This is a genomic window from Pseudomonas sp. PDM10 (assembly GCF_014852295.1).
GTDB lineage: Bacteria > Pseudomonadota > Gammaproteobacteria > Pseudomonadales > Pseudomonadaceae > Aquipseudomonas.
This window is the reverse complement of record NZ_JACVBJ010000007.1, coordinates 1-16,216: the sequence shown is the minus strand read 5'-3', so window position 1 is coordinate 16,216 and position 16,216 is coordinate 1. Positions and strand designations below refer to the sequence as shown.

General features: G+C 59.6%; 14 protein-coding genes. 3 read left to right on the top strand and 11 right to left on the bottom strand.

Annotated elements, in window-relative coordinates:
- Nucleotides 1–78 precede the first annotated feature (78 nt).
- The 3 genes from IB252_RS23215 to IB252_RS23205 all read right to left on the bottom strand — a co-directional run bounded on the left by IB252_RS23215 (nt 79) and on the right by IB252_RS23205 (nt 3,822).
- Nucleotides 79–1,104 (bottom strand): histone deacetylase family protein, encoded by a 1,026-nt coding sequence (locus tag IB252_RS23215; protein ID WP_192410392.1) that lies wholly within the window; start codon nt 1,102–1,104, stop codon nt 79–81.
- A 153-nt stretch (nt 1,105–1,257) separates the two neighbouring features.
- Complete coding sequence (locus tag IB252_RS23210) at nt 1,258–2,487, bottom strand: Zn-dependent hydrolase (protein WP_192410391.1); 1,230 nt, start codon at nt 2,485–2,487, stop codon at nt 1,258–1,260.
- Nucleotides 2,488–2,511: 24 nt separating this feature from the next.
- The gene (locus IB252_RS23205; protein ID WP_192410390.1) at nt 2,512–3,822 is read right to left on the bottom strand and encodes an MFS transporter; all 1,311 of its coding nucleotides are present in this window, start codon (nt 3,820–3,822) and stop codon (nt 2,512–2,514) included.
- Between the two features lie 162 nt (nt 3,823–3,984).
- Between IB252_RS23205 and IB252_RS23200 the strand changes: the two genes are divergently transcribed.
- Nucleotides 3,985–4,917, top strand: a complete 933-nt coding sequence (locus IB252_RS23200) for a LysR family transcriptional regulator (RefSeq protein ID WP_192410389.1) — start codon at nt 3,985–3,987, stop codon at nt 4,915–4,917.
- 9 nt (nt 4,918–4,926) lie between these two features.
- Here the strand turns inward: IB252_RS23200 and IB252_RS23195 are convergent, their stop codons facing one another.
- From IB252_RS23195 to IB252_RS23165, 7 genes are all read right to left on the bottom strand, one after another.
- Nucleotides 4,927–6,237: an OprD family porin gene (locus IB252_RS23195; RefSeq protein WP_192410388.1), complete on the bottom strand. Its 1,311-nt coding sequence runs from the start codon at nt 6,235–6,237 to the stop codon at nt 4,927–4,929.
- Nucleotides 6,238–6,285: 48 nt separating this feature from the next.
- On the bottom strand, nt 6,286–6,906 hold the full coding sequence (locus IB252_RS23190; protein ID WP_192410387.1) for an RraA family protein: 621 nt from the start codon (nt 6,904–6,906) through the stop codon (nt 6,286–6,288).
- Entirely contained in the window at nt 6,899–7,291 is a 393-nt protein-coding gene (locus IB252_RS23185) for a RidA family protein (RefSeq protein ID WP_008145457.1), read from the bottom strand. Before IB252_RS23185 ends, IB252_RS23190 begins: the two co-directional genes overlap by 8 nt.
- Before the next feature lie 18 nt (nt 7,292–7,309).
- Nucleotides 7,310–8,689 carry an MFS transporter gene (locus IB252_RS23180; protein WP_192410386.1) on the bottom strand — a complete coding sequence of 460 codons (1,380 nt, stop codon included), beginning with the start codon at nt 8,687–8,689 and terminating at the stop codon, nt 7,310–7,312.
- A gap of 127 nt (nt 8,690–8,816) precedes the next feature.
- The gene (locus IB252_RS23175; RefSeq protein WP_192410385.1) at nt 8,817–9,758 is read right to left on the bottom strand and encodes a 2-hydroxyacid dehydrogenase; all 942 of its coding nucleotides are present in this window, start codon (nt 9,756–9,758) and stop codon (nt 8,817–8,819) included.
- A complete protein-coding gene (locus tag IB252_RS23170; RefSeq protein ID WP_192410384.1) occupies nt 9,755–10,510 on the bottom strand; it encodes a class II aldolase/adducin family protein in 756 nt (251 codons plus the stop codon). The genes IB252_RS23175 and IB252_RS23170 overlap by 4 nt, the downstream gene beginning before the upstream one ends.
- Nucleotides 10,507–11,808, bottom strand: a complete 1,302-nt coding sequence (locus tag IB252_RS23165) for an MFS transporter (RefSeq protein WP_192410383.1) — start codon at nt 11,806–11,808, stop codon at nt 10,507–10,509. Before IB252_RS23165 ends, IB252_RS23170 begins: the two co-directional genes overlap by 4 nt.
- 156 nt (nt 11,809–11,964) lie before the next feature.
- Between IB252_RS23165 and IB252_RS23160 the strand changes: the two genes are divergently transcribed.
- Nucleotides 11,965–12,924, top strand: coding sequence for a LysR family transcriptional regulator (locus IB252_RS23160; RefSeq protein WP_192410382.1), 960 nt, complete (start codon nt 11,965–11,967; stop codon nt 12,922–12,924).
- Between the two features lie 12 nt (nt 12,925–12,936).
- Here IB252_RS23160 and mrdA read toward each other — a convergent pair whose 3' ends face one another.
- Nucleotides 12,937–14,829 carry a penicillin-binding protein 2 gene (mrdA, locus tag IB252_RS23155; RefSeq protein ID WP_008145469.1) on the bottom strand — a complete coding sequence of 631 codons (1,893 nt, stop codon included), beginning with the start codon at nt 14,827–14,829 and terminating at the stop codon, nt 12,937–12,939.
- A gap of 274 nt (nt 14,830–15,103) precedes the next feature.
- Here mrdA and IB252_RS23150 point away from each other — a divergent pair, with 274 nt between their 5' ends.
- The gene (locus IB252_RS23150; RefSeq protein WP_192410381.1) at nt 15,104–16,027 is read left to right on the top strand and encodes a TIGR03571 family LLM class oxidoreductase; all 924 of its coding nucleotides are present in this window, start codon (nt 15,104–15,106) and stop codon (nt 16,025–16,027) included.
- Nucleotides 16,028–16,216 lie beyond the last annotated feature (189 nt).

Sequence of the window (16,216 nt, the reverse complement as noted above, 5' to 3'; positions counted from 1 at the left end):
AACCGCAGATTTGTGAACGACGCCAAACCTGTGGGAGCGAGCCTGCTCGCGATTACGGTATTTCAGACAACCCAAGGCTCAGAGCTGCCACACCTCGGCATTCACAAAAAACGCCCGCGCATTATCCTCCAGACTCTCCAGGTGATACCCACCCTCCTGCACAATCAGGCACGGCAACCCAAGGCTGCGAATCCGCTCGCCCAGCCGCGCAAACCCTTCACGGGTCACCGCCACTTTGCTCTGCGGATCCAGCTCGAAAATATCGAACCCCAAAGACAACACCAGCACCTCGGCGCCGAAGTCTTTCACCGCCGCCAATGCCACGTCCAATTGCCCCAGGAAGTCCGCCTCACTGGCACCATGCGCCATCGGCAAGTTGAGATTGAAGCCCTCACCCTTCCCGACACCCCGCTCGTCAGCGAACCCGGCAACCCCCGGATAGAAGTTGGTCGGATCGCCATGCACCGAGACGTAGAGCACGTCATCGCGGTCGTAGAAAATCTCCTGAATCCCCTGACCGTGGTGCATGTCGGTGTCGAGCACCGCGACGCGCTCAAATCCGGCACGTAATACCTGCGCGGCCACCGCCGCATTGTTCACATAGCAGAAACCCCCGGCCGCCTCGGCCCGGGCGTGGTGACCGGGTGGACGACACAAGGCGTAAGCGGCCGGCTCGCCATCGAGCAACGCCTGAGCGCCGGCAATGGCGCTTTGCGCCGACCAATAGGCCGAACGCCAGGTCAGCTCACCCACCGGGCAACTGCCATCGGCCAGATAGCGCGCGGCCTGGGCGAGAATCCCGCGTAGGGCGTTGGGCTCGCGGACGAAGATGTTCGACATCACCTCGTCGCCCCAATCCTCGGGAATTTCCTTCCAGCGCTGATGCGCTTCCTGCAAAAACGTCAGGTATGGCGCGCCGTGGACCGCCAGCAGCGGATAGAGTCCGGCATCGACCGGTTGCTCGACTTTGAAGCCCAGCGAATGAGAGGCCTGCACCAATCGCTGAGCGCGTTCGGGCACTTCCTGCGGCGCGCGCATCTGCCCGCGGGAGTAGTAGCTGCGTGGATGATGAAGCAATTGTTCGGGGTAGAAAAAACTGCGCATGGATGAATACCTGTCAGTTAACCTGGATCTTGAATCCGTTCGCATTCAACTGTGGGAGCGAGCCTGCTCGCGATGAGGGAGTGTCAGTTGACGGCAACGTGGTCTGACACACCGCTTTCGCGAGCAGGCTCGCTCCCACATTGGGATTGCGTTTTATTCGACTTTACCGGCGCGGGCCAGGACGGCGTTGAGCAGCACATCGGTGCCCTGACGCACATCTTCCGGCAACACATCTTCAGCTTCGTTATGACTCAAGCCGCCAACGCACGGGATGAACACCATCGCCGTCGGGCAGAACCGCGCCAGATGAATCGCATCATGCCCGGCGCCGCTGACAATCGATTGCTGAGCGTAGCCCAGCGCGTCCACCGCCTGCTGCACGGCCGCCACGCATTCGGCATCGAACGGTGTTGCCGGGCTGATCCAGTGCGGCGTAATCGTCAGGTTCAAGCCTCTGCTATCGGCAATCGCCTGAAGCCGCTCGCGGACTTGCTGCTCCATGGACTCAATCGCTTCGTCGCGGTGATGACGCAGGTCGACGGTGAAATTCACCAAGCCCGGAATGGTGTTGCGCGACGATTTATTGATGCTCAACTCGCCGACGGTGGTCAGCCCTTCAGGGGTGAAATCACTGGCCAGGCCTTCGATGGCCTGGATCATTTGTGCCACGCCATACAAGGCGTCTTTGCGCAGCGGCATCGGCGTTGTACCGGCGTGGGCGGCCATGCCTTCGACCCGCACGTCGAGCCAGCGAATCGCCTGGCCACCGCTGACCACGCCGATGCTTTTGGCGTTGTCTTCGAGGATCGGACCTTGCTCGATGTGCGCTTCAAAGTACGCATCCACCGCGCCGCCCAACGGGCGCTCGCCGGCGTAACCGGTGCGTTGCAACGCCTCGGCAACGCTGATGCCGTCGATGTCACGCACCGCCAGCGCCGCGTCCAGTTGCATGATCCCGGTGAACACCGCCGAGCCGAACATCGCCGGGGTGAAGCGTGCGCCTTCTTCGTTGGTCCAGACCGCCACTTCCAGCGGCTTGCGGGTCTGGATACCGAGGTCGTTCAGGCAACGGACCACTTCCAGGCCGGCGAGTACGCCGTAGACGCCATCGAAACGTCCGCCTTCAGGCTGGGTGTCGAGGTGGCTGCCCATCATCACGGGCGCGGCATCGGGGTCGGTGCCGGCGCGGCGGGCGAACAGGTTGCCGATGGCGTCCACGCTCAGGGTCATGCCGGCTTCGCGGCACCAGTGGGAAAACAGTTCGCGACCGGCCTTGTCTTCATCGCTCAGGGCCAGGCGGCAGCTGCCGCCACGGGCGGTGGCGCCGATTTCGGCCATGTCCATCAGACTCGCCCAGAGGCGTTCACCGTTAATTTTCAACATGAGTTACTCCTGGAAATACGTTAATTAAGCGTTAGCCATTTCGAGGCGTTCAGCGCTGGCATGGCGACGGGCAAGGGACAGGACACAGATCAGCGAAGTCGCGGCAATCAGGCTGTAGAACACCGCCATCGGCCACCATTGACCGGCGAATTTGTGCGCCAACAGAGTGCCGATCAGCGGCGTCAGACCACCGGCCACGGCGCCGCAAATCTGATAGGCCAACGAGATCGCGGTGTAGCGCACGCGGGTTTCGAACATGCCGCTGACGTAACCGGCGATCACCGCATAGAACGACGCCATGCACACCACCGCCAGCGCGATGCCGAGGATGATCAGCGGCGCCTGGGCCGAGCTGACCAGCACGAACATCGGGTACGGCGAGGCCATGGCCAGCAACGACACCAGGCACAGGAATCGGGTGGCGCCCATTTTCTCGGCAACCCACGCGGCCAACGGTTGAATGCAGAACTGAATGATCGCCACCACAAACAGGCACTCAAGAATCAGTGAGCGCGGCAGTTCGAGTTGCTGGGTGGTGTAGGCGATCATGAAGGTGTTGGTGAAATACACCCCGGCGATCCCGAGCGTGTTGGCGCCGATGCACAACAGCAGCGGACGCCACGCGGTGCGCAGGACTTCCATGACCGGTGCCTGCTCCTTGCGTGTGCTTTTGCGGGCCAGTTCACGGCTGGCGAGGAACTCCGGCGACTCATTCACCCCCAGACGAATCGCCAGGCCCACCAGCAGCAACAACGAACTGGCGAGGAACGGCAGGCGCCAGCCCCAACTCATCAGGTCTTCTTCCGGCAGACGGGTGACTGCGCTGAAGGCCAGCAGCGACAGGATCAAACCGGCCGGGCTGCCGAGCTGCGCAAAGGAGGCGAAGAAATTGCGTCGACCTTTCGGCGCATGCTCCCCGGCCATCAACACCGCCCCGCCCCACTCGCCACCGACGGCGATGCCCTGGACGATGCGCAGCAGAATCAGCAGCACCGGCGCCGCTGCGCCTATTTGTGCATAGGTCGGCAGCAAGCCGATGCAGACCGTGACCACGCCCATCATCAGCAACGTGATGATCAGCGACTTTTTGCGGCCGATGCGATCGCCGACATGGCCGAAGATAATCCCGCCCAACGGCCGCGCAAAGAAGCCCACGGCGAAGGTGCCGAAGGCGGCCATGGTGCTGAACAGTTTGTCGTCGGAGGGGAAGAACAGCGCGCCGAATACCAATGCGGCGGCGGTCGCGTAGATGTAAAAGTCGTACCACTCGATCATGGTGCCGATAAAGGCTGCGGCTGCCGCACGGCGCGGCTGAGGCGAAGCTTGGGGCTTCATGGGGCGATCTCCTTTGGTTATTTTTTTGGCAGGAGTGAAACTGCAAAATCAAGGCGCTCTGACGGCGCCTGTCTGGAGATGATTTATCGTCTCGGGGCTATGATTAGTCAATTTTCTATTTATTATGCAAACTATTACACCAGCTTATAATCGAGAGCCGCCATGGCCGAACGCGATGTACAACGCCTGCTCAATGACCGTCTGGACTGGAACCTGCTGCGCACCTTTCGAGTGATCGGCCAGGAGCTGAGTATCAGCCGCGCCGCCGCCCGCCTGCACCTGACGCAACCGGCGGTGAGCCAGGCGTTGAAGCGTCTGGAGGAGCAACTGGGCCGACAACTGATCGCCCGTCGCGGGCCGCGGTTTGCCCTGACCGAAGTCGGCGAACAGATCTTCGAACTCGCCGGGGAAATCTACGGGCAGATGTCCCAGGTCAGCAGCGTGCTCGAGCAACCGGCCGACGAAGTGATCGGCAAGGTTCGCTTGCTGATCATCAGCCGGATCTTTTCGGAGCGCTTCGATGACTTCCTCGCGGACTTTCATCGCCAGCATCCGCGAGTGGATCTGGAAGTCGACGTGATGCGCAGTTCCGACATCGTCAGCGCCCTCCAGGAAAAAACCGCGACCCTCGGCCTGAGCCTCAATCGGCGCCCGCAACCGCGCCTGGAACAAAGGCTGTTCCTGCGTCAACGCTATGCATTTTTCTGCGGCAAACACCATGCGCTGTTCGGCCAGCAGAACGTGGCCGAAGGGGATTTGCAGCGGGAGAATTTCGTCAGTTTCACCAGCGATCAGATCGGTGGCATGCTCTCGCCGCTGACGATTTTTCGTGATCAGCAAGGCTTCAGCGGACGGATCGTCGCCTCGTCACCGAGCCTGGAAGAAGTCCGGCGACTGGTGATCGCCGGGTACGGGATCGGCTGTTTGCCCGAGCACGTGGTGGCGGCGGACGTCGACGCCGGATTGCTCTGGCGCCTGCCGCCCCACGAAGGGATTGCCGATGTGGACATTCATTTACTGTGGAACCGCGAGCAGCGCATGAGCCGGGCCGAGATGATTTTTCTCGAGAGCCTGCAACAGTGCTTGCTGGACTGAGTGGCCCGATCAGAACAACGGCAGGCTGTAGCTGACCACCAGGCGGTTCTGGTCCGCATCGCGCGACGCTTCACTGCGCGACATGCCGTTGCGCCAACCCAGTGCGACGTTTTTCAACGGCCCGCTCTGGATCACGTAGTCGAGGCTCAGGTCGCGCTCCCATTCCTCTTGTTCAGGCCCGGCCACCGTTTTGATTCCGCTGCCTGAGAGGTACATCGCCGAAGCCTTGAGCCCCGGCACGCCAAGGGCGGCGAAATCGTAGCTGTACTGGGCGAAACCGGTACGCTCTCCGGCGCGGGTGAAGTTCTGGATGTAGCGGTCGGTCAGCAGGTAGACGCTTGCGCCGCCAGCACCTTTGTCCGGCAAACCACCCTGGTTGAGCTGCACGAATCCGCTGTCACTGGACACCTGCTGATAACCGGCCATCAGCGCGTGAGCGCCGATGCTCCAGGTGAACGCCAGGCTCCAGGTATTGTTGTTGATCTTGCCGTCGCCGTTTTGCGTATAGCCGCTGGTGCGGTAGCCGCTGGCCCGTCCGCTGGACGAGTCATTGGCGCCGTCGGCGGAGGTATTGAAGTAGCGCAGATCGGTTTTCAGCGCGCCGAAATCCCCCAGTGTCAGGTTATGCACCAGACCGGCGAAATGCTGTTGGTAATAGTCTTCGAGATTGGCGTAGTAGTACTGCGCCAAAAGCGCATCGGTGACTTTGTAATCGACACCGGCAAAATTGAACGCGTTGCTTTCCCGAGTGCCGCCGGCCACGGCCAGGCCGGTACTGTCGCTGGAACCACGGCCCGTGGCGTGTTCGAGATGGCCACCGGTCAGCGTTAGATGCTCAAAGTCATTGGAGACGATCTGCCCACCCTCGAACGTCTGCGGCAGCAGCCGTCCGTCATTGGCCTGCAGAATCGGCAACTTCGGCGTCAGCGTGCCGTAACGCATTTCAGTCTGGGCAACGCGCATCTTCGCCGTCGCACCGAAACGCGACCATTGCTCGGCGGCGCCGTTGCCATCGTTGGGGATCATCGAACTGCCGACATGGCGACCATCACCGCTGTCCAGGCGAATACCCAGCAACCCTAGCGCATCGACACCAAAGCCGACGGTGCCTTCGGTGAATCCCGACTGATAGTTGAGCATGAAACCCTGCGCCCATTCTTCGGTTCTGGAAGGGTTCGCGGTGCCATCGCGATTATCGTTATTGAAGTAATAGTTACGCATCCCGAGGGTCGCTTTACTGTCTTTAATAAAGTCCGCCATGCTTAACGGACTGAATAGCGCACTGCCGATCGCAATAAGTGCCAACGGTTGTTTGTTCATTGGTTTTGAAGTTCCTGAGCAGCCAGCTCTGGGGCTGGCTGCCGGTCATTAAGAGAGATTGATACTCAAGACACTGGACACCGGCTCGCCCGCCATTAACCGGGTCAGCAGTTGCGGCTCTGCCCGGTCCGATGCCAGCGCACGCTCGATGACGTTTTGTGCGGTGACGGGATCGAGAAACAGCACGCCGTTGTCGTCCGCCAGCACGAAATCCCCGGGGTGCACCGTGACGCCGGCACAGTGAATCGGCTGATTGATCTGACTGTCGCCACGGCCATGCAACTTGGTGGTCAGCAGGCTGGTGCCGCGAGCGAAGACTGGCAACCCGGCCTCGCGCAGTTCGAGCAAGTCGGTCACCGCACCGTCCACCACGATTCCCACCGCACCGGCGCAGCGCGCCGCGCAACTGGTGACAGCGCCGACTGGAGCGTGTTGCCAGTCCCCGTCGGTGTCGATCACCAACACATCGCCGGGTTTGATCAGTGCCAGAGCCTGGTTGACCGCGATGGCATCGGCGCCCACCAGTTTCAGGGTCAGCGCACGGCCGACCAGTTTCACATTGGGCACCATGGCCCGCAGCTGCGAGTCGGCAAAGCCCTCCTCGAGAAAATGCCCGAGGGTTGGAAAACTCACCGCGTTGAGCTGCTCGATCAGCTGCGATTCATCCATGTTGCGCCTCCTTGGCAATCAACTCGGCGACGCAGTCGATTTCCAGCGACACGCCCCACAACGCCACGCACACCGTGGTGCGTGCCGGCGGTGCATGGCCGAGAAACTCGCGATACACCGCGTTGAACGGCTCCAGTTGTGCGGGATCGGTGAGGTACGCGTTGACCTTGATCACGTGGCTGAAATCGGACCCGGCTTCAATCAGGATCGCTTCCAGGTTGCGCAAGGTTTGTCGCACTTGTTCGGGGAAATCAGCGGGCTGGTCATCGAGCCCGCTCTGGGCCGGGATCTGCCCGGCGGTGAACACCAGGTGGCCACTGACCACCGCTTGGGAGTAAGGGCCGACCGGGCCGATGAAGCCCGGAGCTGACTGAATTCTGCGCATGTTGTTGAACTCCATTAATCAGGCAGCGGCCGATTTGATCGGTTTGCCGAGAGCTGGATCAGCGGCTGGCACTGCCGTTGGGACGTCGCTGATGTCTCGCTTGAAGGTCTCGGTCAGCAACAACAGCGCCACCAACGAAATCAACGCCGCGCCGATCATGTACCAGGCCACCGAAGAGCCTTTGCCGGTCGCCGCCAGTAATGCAGTGGTGACGATGGGCGTCGCCGCACTGCCAAGCAGACCGGACAACATGTAGCTGATCGACAACCCGGAATAACGCACTCGAGTGCCGAACAGTTCGGCAAGGAAAGTTGCGATCGGCCCGTAATTGGCCGCGAATGCGGTCATCAACAGCAAGTAACCGAAGATCACACAGGGCAACTCTTTGGTGTCCATCAACCAGAACATCGGGAACGCGACCAACGCTTCGGCGACGATGCCGGCAACGATGATCGGTTTGCGTCCGTAACGGTCCGACAGCGCGCCGAACACCGGCAACATGACGATGCACCAGGCGCAGGACAGCAACACCACGCCGAGCATCACGCTGCGGCTGAAACCCAGATTCTGCGTGCCGTACGTCAGGCCGAAGGCAACGATGATGTTGAACGACGCCCCGGTCGACATGGTGGCGATCCCGCCCAGCACCACTTGTTTCCAGTACTTGCGGAAGACTTCCGCCAGCGGCATTTTCACCTGCACCTCGGCTTCCTTGACCTTGTTGAAGGCCGGGGTTTCAGAGATGTTCAAGCGGATGTACAAGCCCACGGCGATCAGCAGTACGCTGCCCAGGAACGGAATACGCCAGCCCCAGGCCAACAGGTCTTCAGGGGACAGCCACGCGGCAATCAGCAGGAAAGCCAGGTTGGCAATCATGGTCCCGGCCGGGACGCCGATCTGTACCCACGAGCCGTACAAACCGCGTTTGTTGGCGGGCGCGTGTTCCACCGCCATCAGCACCGCACCGCCCCATTCGCCGCCTAACGCCAGGCCTTGAATCACCCTTAGCAGCAACAACAGGATCGGCGCCCAGATACCAATGGCCGCGTAGTTAGGTAATAACCCAATGGCGAACGTTGCGGCCCCCATGGTCAACAGTGAAACCAACAACATCGACTTGCGTCCCAAGCGGTCACCAAAATGACCGAACAGTGCCGCGCCGACAATCCGGGCCAGATAGGCCGAAGCAAACGTACCGAAAGCCAGTAATGTACCGATCAACGGATCGAAATCCGGAAAGAACACTTTGTTGAACACCAGCGCCGACGCCGTGGCGAACACAAACAGGTCGTACCATTCCACCGTGGTGCCGATCACACTGGCCACGGCAACTTTCTTCATGCTAATTGCAACTTCCGGAGGTGCGCCGGACTTTTCTACAGGCGATAGATCGCTCATTACTGTCTCCAGGAGTTCATCAAGAACTCATATGTAATTGTTTTAACTGGCAGTAAAACGTTTGAGATAAGGGATTGTTGTTATATGTCGCCCAACTCAATGGGCGAGTTTGCAAGGCGCTTTATTATTAATAACCGAGTGTTCGGTCCGCACAATTCAATAACGGTTCTCCGCTATTTAAACGGCGAAAGTTCTCTGCTACTTGTTCAGCGATACAGTCATGGGAGGCTGCGGACGCCATGTGCGGGGTGATGGTGACGCCGGGCATTGCCCAGAGACGGTGATCGACCGGCAACGGTTCTTGTTCGAAAACATCCAGCAAAGCGCCGCGCAGTTTTCCTCGGGCCAGGGCCTGTTCGAGGTCGTCGATATTCAGATGACCGCCGCGACCACAATTGACCAGCGCGGCGCCATTGGCGAGCCGCTCGAACGTTGCACTGCCGAGGATGCCGCGGGTTTCGCTGGTCAGCGGCAACAGGTTGATCAGCAATTCCAATCCATCGAGAAACGGGTTCAGTTTTTCCGCACCGGCGAACGTCTGTACGCCCGGCAAGTCCTTGCTGCGGCGCGCCCAGCCACGCACGTCGTAACCGGCGGCGGCCAGGTCCTGGGCAATCGCACTGCCCAACGACCCAAGCCCCATCACCCCGACCTTGAACTGCCCCGCTGCCCGTTGCAGCGGCCGCTCCCAACGCTGGTCCTGTTGCTGCAACAGCACCTGATCGAAGCCGCGGTGATAGTGAATCGCCGCCCAGCGCACGTACTCAGTCATGCCTTGACGGTGACCGGGATCGACCACTCGGCAGATCGGCAGATCCGGGCACGAAGGGTCGTGATCAAGGTGATCAATGCCGGCGGCCACCGAGTGAATGACTTGCAGGTTCGGCAATGCCGCGAGGCTGCCCGGCAAGGGAAACCAGCACGCGGCAATCTGCGCATTCCTGGCCAACGGATCATCCGCCAGCACGGTTGTGAGCTGCGGCGCACTGCGGGCAAAGGCTGCCTGCAGTTGCTTGAGCAGCAGGTTGTCACGGGACAGCAGAACCACGGTGTTGGTGACGGTTTTCACGATAAGTAAGACTCGCGCTGGGATTCGATCAGGGTCAGGGCGGCCTCCCAGGCCAGGCCGATGATGTTGTCCTGCTCATCTCGGTCAAACTGCTCGGCGGTGTGTGCACAGACTTCCGGGGACGGGTAATGCAACGCCGAACCACCGGACAACGCCGCAACTTGCGCCTGACAGGCACGCTCCAGGAAGTGAATCTCCTGAAACGCCTGGGCCACGCCGGAACCACCGACCAACAGTCCATGATTGCGCAGGATCATCGCCCGGTGCGGCCCCAGATCGGCAATCAACCGCTCGCGCTCATCCAGCGACAGCGCGATGCCTTCATAGGTGTGATACGCCAACTTGCCGTAGAACTTCAGCGCGTGCTGACTGATCGGCAGCAAGCCTTGCTTCTGGGCGGCTACCGCCATGCCGGCAGCCGTGTGAGTGTGAATCACGCAGTTGAGGTCCGGGCGGGCCATGTGGATCGCCGAGTGAATGACGAAGCCGGCGGCGTTGACCCGATGACCTTCATATGCCGGGTCAACGACTCGCCCGTCCTGATCGATACGCACCAGGTCCGAAGCGCGCATGCGGTCGAAAATCACCCCGTAGCGGTTGATCAGGAAGTGATGCTCAGGCCCCGGAATTCGCAGGGTGATGTGGGTGTCGATCAGGTCGGTCATGCGAAAGTGCGCGACCAGGCGATACAGCGCGGCCAGTTCGCAACGGGCTTGCCATTCAACCGGGCCGATGTGTTCAGGTTTACTCACGAATACACCTCTTTAGCAGCGTGGGTGGCGACCGGGTTGGCGCGCAGGCGGGCCAGGCCGCAAACACCGATCAAGGACAGGGCCGAGAGCAAGGTGAAGAACACCGCCAACGGCAACCATTGTCCGGAAAACTTGCTCGCCAGCAGCGTGCCGATCAGCGGCGTGGTGCCGCCGGCCAGCGCGCAGCTGAGTTGGTAGGCGATAGAAATGCCCGAGTAGCGCAGGTGCACCGGGAACGCCTGGGTCATGTAACCGGCGATCACCGCGTACAGCGCTGAGAGAATCACCACCGCCAGTGCAATGCCGACAGTCATCAACACAATGTTCTGTGTGCCCACTAGCATGAACATCGGGTACGGCGTGACCATGCACAGCAACGCGACGAGTTTGAGGAAGCGGCCTTCGCCAATGCGCTCGGACAGCAACGCGGAGAGCGGTTGCGAGAGCAACTGAATGACGGTCACCAGGAACAGGCAATCGAGAATCGTCGAACGTGCGATGCCCTGATATTGGGTGACGTAGGTGATCATGAAGGTGTTGGTAAAGAAGAACCCGGCCGAACCGATGGTCACGGCAGCGGCAGCAAACAGGATCTGCCGCCAGCAGGTACGGATCACGTCCTTCACCGGATACTTGGAAGTCTCGTTGTTGTCCCGGGCCTTGGCGAATTCCGGCGACTCGTGAACCCCTGAACGGATCATCAGGCCGACCATCATCAACACACCGCTGGCGAGAAACGGCAGACGCCAGCCCCAGGCGAGGAAGTCCTCTGGCTCAAGGGAAGTCACCAGACGAAAGGCGATCAACGCCAGCAACAAACCGGCCGGGCTGCCGAGTTGCGCGAATGATGCATAGAACGTCTTGCGCTTGGCCGGTGCATGCTCGCTGGCCATCAACACCGCCCCGCCCCACTCGACACCGACCGAAATGCCCTGGATCAAACGCAGCACAATCAGACCGATCGGCGCCCAGATACCGGCGCTGGCGTAACTCGGCAACAGACCGATGCCGGCGGTCGCCAAACCCATCAAGGCCATGGTCACCAGCAGCATTTTCTTGCGACCGAGGCGATCACCCAGATGACCGAACACCATGCCGGCCATCGGGCGAGCGATGAAGCCGACGGCGAAACTGCCGAACGCTGCCAGGGTGCTCATCACCGGGTCGTGGCTGGGAAAAAACACTTGCCCGAGCACCAGCGCGGCCGCCGTGGCATATATGTAGAAGTCGTAGAACTCGATGGTCGTGCCAATGAAGGCTGCCGCCGCCGCTCGACGCGGTTGAGGGGTAGTGTGCATGCAAGGACCCTGTGTATTTATAGTTTTGGGCAGGTACTGAAGGCTGTTTACGGGTTGCACTCTGTGGCGCTTGTTAGCTTTATCGCTTCCGTGCCAGGATTAGTCAATTTTCAAATTCTTATCTTTACTATTAGCCCTGCTACTACCAGGAGTTTTATGCCCTCCACTTCTAACCCTTGGGTCGGTCGCCGCTTTCTGAATGACCGCCTCGACTGGAACCTGCTGCGCACCTATTTGGTGATCGGCCAGGAAGGCAGCATGAGCCGGGCCGCCGCGCGATTGCACATCACGCAGTCAGCCGTCAGCCAGGCACTGAAACGGCTGGAAGAACAATTGGAATGTGTGTTGATTGCCCGTAGCGGGCGACGGTTTGATCTGACGGAAACCGGGGAGGAAGTCCTGCGCATTGCGGCGGATATTTACGGAGATATTTCACGACTGGGTACGGTGGTGGAAAGTCGTAACGACGACGTGGTCGGCAAGATTCGCATCCTTACCGTCAGCGGCGTGCAAGCACGGCATTACGACGAGTTCCTCGCCGATTTCCACGAAACCCATCCGAAAATCGAGTTTGAAGTCGAAGTGATGGGCAGCTCGAACATCATCAGTTCACTGCTGCAAAAGACGGCGACCGTTGGCGTCGGCCTGTGCCGTTTACCGCAGCCGCGACTGGAGCAGCGAGTACTGTTTCGTGAGACGTATGCGTACTTTTGTGGGCAGCGTCATCGGTTGTTCGGGCAAGAGAATCTGACCCTGGAAGAGCTTGCGGCGGAGAACTTTGTCAGCTTCACCAGTGACCAACTCGGGGGCAATCTTTCACCCCTGACATTGTTCCGCGACCAGCAAGGCTTTACCGGCAAGATCGTCGCTTCATCGACGAGTTTCGAAGAGATTTATCGCTTGATCTGCTCAGGATTCGGCATTGGCTGCCTGCCGACGCACCTGGTACGAAGGGATGTCGAGCAAGGTTTGCTCTGGCGCTTGCCGCCGGAAGATGGGGTGGTGGATTTCGATATCCAGCTGCTGTGGAATCGCGAACAGAAGATGAGTCAGGCCGAAACCGTATTCCTCGAAAGCTTCCAGCACATGCTCAGTATCCGTGAGCCTGTGCTGTGAAGCCTTGATCACTTAGACGTGAGGGTCACCCGGTGCTTTGCTCGGTGTAGCGTATTGCGGCTTCAAGTGACCGTCCTGATCGAGTAACCAGGCATCCATGATCTGCCGCACTACGGGACCGGCGACGCGACCGCCAGCCTCGCCGTTTTCGATCATCACCGAGATGACAATCTTCGGATGTTCGGCCGGGGCAAAACCGACGAACAAGGCGTTGTCGCGGTTACGCTCCAGGGTTTTCGCCCGGTTGTAACGCTCGCCCTGCTTGATCGCCACCACTTGCGCCGTACCACTCTTGCCAGCGATGCGGTACTGAGCGCCCAGCGCTGCCGCCCGCGCAATCCCGCGAGCGTCGTGCATTACCATTTGCATGCCGTGGTTGACCTGCTCCCAGTCACGCGGGTCTTTCAACAGGATGTTTGGAATTGGATGCTCATCCACTGGCGCAACACCGTCCACGGTTTTGGCCAGGTGCGGCCGGTTCCAGACACCTTTGTTGGCGATCAGTGCAGTGGCCTGGGCGAGCTGCAGCGGTGTGACCTGCATGTAACCCTGGCCGATGCCGAGGATCACTGTCTCACCCGGGAACCATGCCTGACGGCGCGTGGCGCGCTTCCAGGCTTGCGATGGCATCAGGCCCGCAGACTCTTCGAACATGTCCAGCGAGACTTTCTCGCCGAGGCCGAACATGGCCATGTAGTCATGCAGTCGGTCGATGCCCAGCTTGTGGGCCAGGTCGTAGAAGTAAGTGTCGTTGGAGCGCATGATCGCCGCGTCCATGTCCACCCAGCCATCGCCGCTGTGGTTCCAGTTGCGGTACTTGTGATCGAAGTCCGGGAGTTGGTAATAACCGGGGTCGAAGACACGGGTCTGCGGGGTAACGACGCCGGCGTCGAGGCCGGCAATGGCCACTTCCGGCTTGATGGTCGAACCCGGTGCGTAGAGACCGCGTAGTACTCGGTTGAACAGCGGCCGGTCGATGGAGTCGTGGAGCGCTGCGTATTCCTTGAAGCTGATCCCGGTAACGAACAGGTTCGGGTCGAAGCTTGGCTTGCTGACCATCGCGAGCACTTCGCCGGTCGACGGATCGAGTGCGACCACCGAACCGCGACGATCACCCAAGGCTTCCTCGGCGGCTTCCTGAAGTTTGACGTCGAGGCTCAGTACGATGTTTTTGCCTGGGATCGGATCAGTGTGCTTGAGCACTCGCAGGACCCGGCCTTGAGCGTTGGTTTCAACCTCTTCGTAACCCACTTGGCCGTGCAACTGCGACTCGTAGAATTTTTCGATGCCGGTTTTGCCGATCGATTGAGTGCCACGGTATTCCACCGTGTCCAAAGCTTTGGATTCTTTCTCGTTGATGCGGCCGACGTAGCCGATCGAATGCGCAAAGTGCGCGCCCATAGGGTAGTGGCGAACGAATTGCGGCTCTACGTCGATCCCTGGCAGACGGAACTCGTTGACCGCCAACACCGCGATTTGTTCTTCGCTGAGCTCGTAGAACAAGGTGACCGGCACGAATGGATGTCGGGTCTGCTTCATTGCCTTGTCGAACAGCGCTCGATCTTCTGTCGGCAAGTGCAGGAGGCTGACAACTTCATCCAGCTCCTCTTTAACATCGGAGGCGCGTTCGCGGGTGATGGTCAGGTTGAAGCTGGGACGGTTGTCCGCCAGAACCACGCCGTTGCGGTCGTAGATCAATCCGCGCGTGGGGGTGATCGGCAGGACGTGGACCCGGTTGTTTTCAGAGATCGTCGAGTGATAATCAAATTCGACCACCTGCAGGACATACATGCGCACGACCAGCGCGCAGGTAATGGCAACAACGAACAGGGCGCAAGCCATCAGTCTTTTGTTGACCAGGCGCGTCTCTTTTTCGTGGTCCTTGATGGGTATCGGTTGGGGCATTTCTGCAGCAGCTCTTTGACCTAAAGGGGGGCGCCAATCCGTAGGCTTGAAATCAGTCCGTTAAAAAAACGAGCTGCACCATACCAAAAACCGGGCGGTCACTTTAGTGCGATTTCCTCTAACGGTTGTCCTTGAAGGCCAAAACGACGGTCGGTTTTTTTTATAACTCGTGCGTTTTGCTCAAGATTGATATTCCAATTCATGCATTTTTCTTGAAGAAAGGCCTGTAGATACTGGGTGCATGTCATTCCGTTTGGCTTTTTTGGAGTCTTTCATGCATCCACGATTTCAGCGTTTACTGGGTTCCAATGGATTTTCCATTGGGTTGGAACTGCCGCTGGATAACGATTGGTCCAGCGATGGGCAGCGACAGCGAATTGCCGAGGAGCGGCCGTTTGGTGTTCCGGACCTGAAGCAGCACGCCGCTATGGCAAGCCTCGCAGACAAGGCTGGTTTCAGTGCTCTGTGGGTACGCGATGTGCCGGTTTATGATCCCGAATTTGGTGATGCGGCACAGGTGTTCGAAACCTTTTCCTATCTTGGCTACCTGGCTGGAATCACCGACAACATCATGCTGGGGACAGCGGCGGTTGTATTACCGCTACGTCAACCTTGGTTAACGCTCAAGGCAGCCAACAGTGTTGATGAACTGAGTGGTGGGCGTCTGCTATTGGGTGTGGCCAGTGGCGACCGACCTATGGAGTATCCGTTATTTGGTGTGGACTACGATCAGCGGGGAGAGATCTTTCGCGATACAGTCGAGTTGTTGCGAAGCCAAGGTGCAGGCCGCCTGCCGGAAGGTGCTCGCCTGTTACCGAAGCGAGATCAGCCGGTGCCATTGCTGGTTGCAGGTCTTAGTCAGCAATCCCCGGCGTGGATTGGCCAACATATGGATGGCTGGCTCGCCTACCCTGGCAATCCGGATGAGCATCGGCGCCGAGCGGGACTGTGGCGGGAGGTCGGTGGCGACAAACCCTACATCAGCTTCGTTCACCTGGATCTGGCGGCCAATCCTCATGCACCGATGCGACGTGTACGTTTTGGCGGCAGCTGCGGGAGGCTGGCATTGATTGATGAGCTTCAGGCTTTGCGTGACGCCGGTGTGCAGCACGTTGGCTTGCATCTGCGTCGTAGCGAACGACCGGTTGCCGAGGTTATTGAAGAGATCGCTGAATACGTTCTGCCAAAGTTTCACTAACGATGCTGCTGGAACCAGGGATAGCCGATGGGCTGTCCCTTTTTTGCCACGACACTTTCTTTCGGGCAAAACAAAACCCCTACCTGCATACGCAGATAGGGGTTTCGGAATTTAATCTTGACGATGACCTACTCTCACATGGGGAAACCCCACACTACCATCGGCGATGCATCGTTTCACTGCTGAGTT

Excerpts from the sequence above, each read along its gene's own strand:
- IB252_RS23180 (WP_192410386.1), bottom strand. The coding sequence starts at position 8,689 with ATGAGCGATCTATCGCCTGTAGAAAAGTCCGGCGCACCTCCGGAAGTT.
- IB252_RS23150 (WP_192410381.1), top strand. The coding sequence starts at position 15,104 with ATGCATCCACGATTTCAGCGTTTACTGGGTTCCAATGGATTTTCCATT.
- mrdA (WP_008145469.1), bottom strand. The coding sequence starts at position 14,829 with ATGCCCCAACCGATACCCATCAAGGACCACGAAAAAGAGACGCGCCTG.
- IB252_RS23165 (WP_192410383.1), bottom strand. The coding sequence starts at position 11,808 with ATGCACACTACCCCTCAACCGCGTCGAGCGGCGGCGGCAGCCTTCATT.
- IB252_RS23195 (WP_192410388.1), bottom strand. The coding sequence starts at position 6,237 with ATGAACAAACAACCGTTGGCACTTATTGCGATCGGCAGTGCGCTATTC.
- IB252_RS23215 (WP_192410392.1), bottom strand. The coding sequence starts at position 1,104 with ATGCGCAGTTTTTTCTACCCCGAACAATTGCTTCATCATCCACGCAGC.
- IB252_RS23210 (WP_192410391.1), bottom strand. The coding sequence starts at position 2,487 with ATGTTGAAAATTAACGGTGAACGCCTCTGGGCGAGTCTGATGGACATG.
- IB252_RS23200 (WP_192410389.1), top strand. The coding sequence starts at position 3,985 with ATGGCCGAACGCGATGTACAACGCCTGCTCAATGACCGTCTGGACTGG.
- IB252_RS23185 (WP_008145457.1), bottom strand. The coding sequence starts at position 7,291 with ATGCGCAGAATTCAGTCAGCTCCGGGCTTCATCGGCCCGGTCGGCCCT.
- IB252_RS23205 (WP_192410390.1), bottom strand. The coding sequence starts at position 3,822 with ATGAAGCCCCAAGCTTCGCCTCAGCCGCGCCGTGCGGCAGCCGCAGCC.
- IB252_RS23190 (WP_192410387.1), bottom strand. The coding sequence starts at position 6,906 with ATGGATGAATCGCAGCTGATCGAGCAGCTCAACGCGGTGAGTTTTCCA.
- IB252_RS23160 (WP_192410382.1), top strand. The coding sequence starts at position 11,965 with ATGCCCTCCACTTCTAACCCTTGGGTCGGTCGCCGCTTTCTGAATGAC.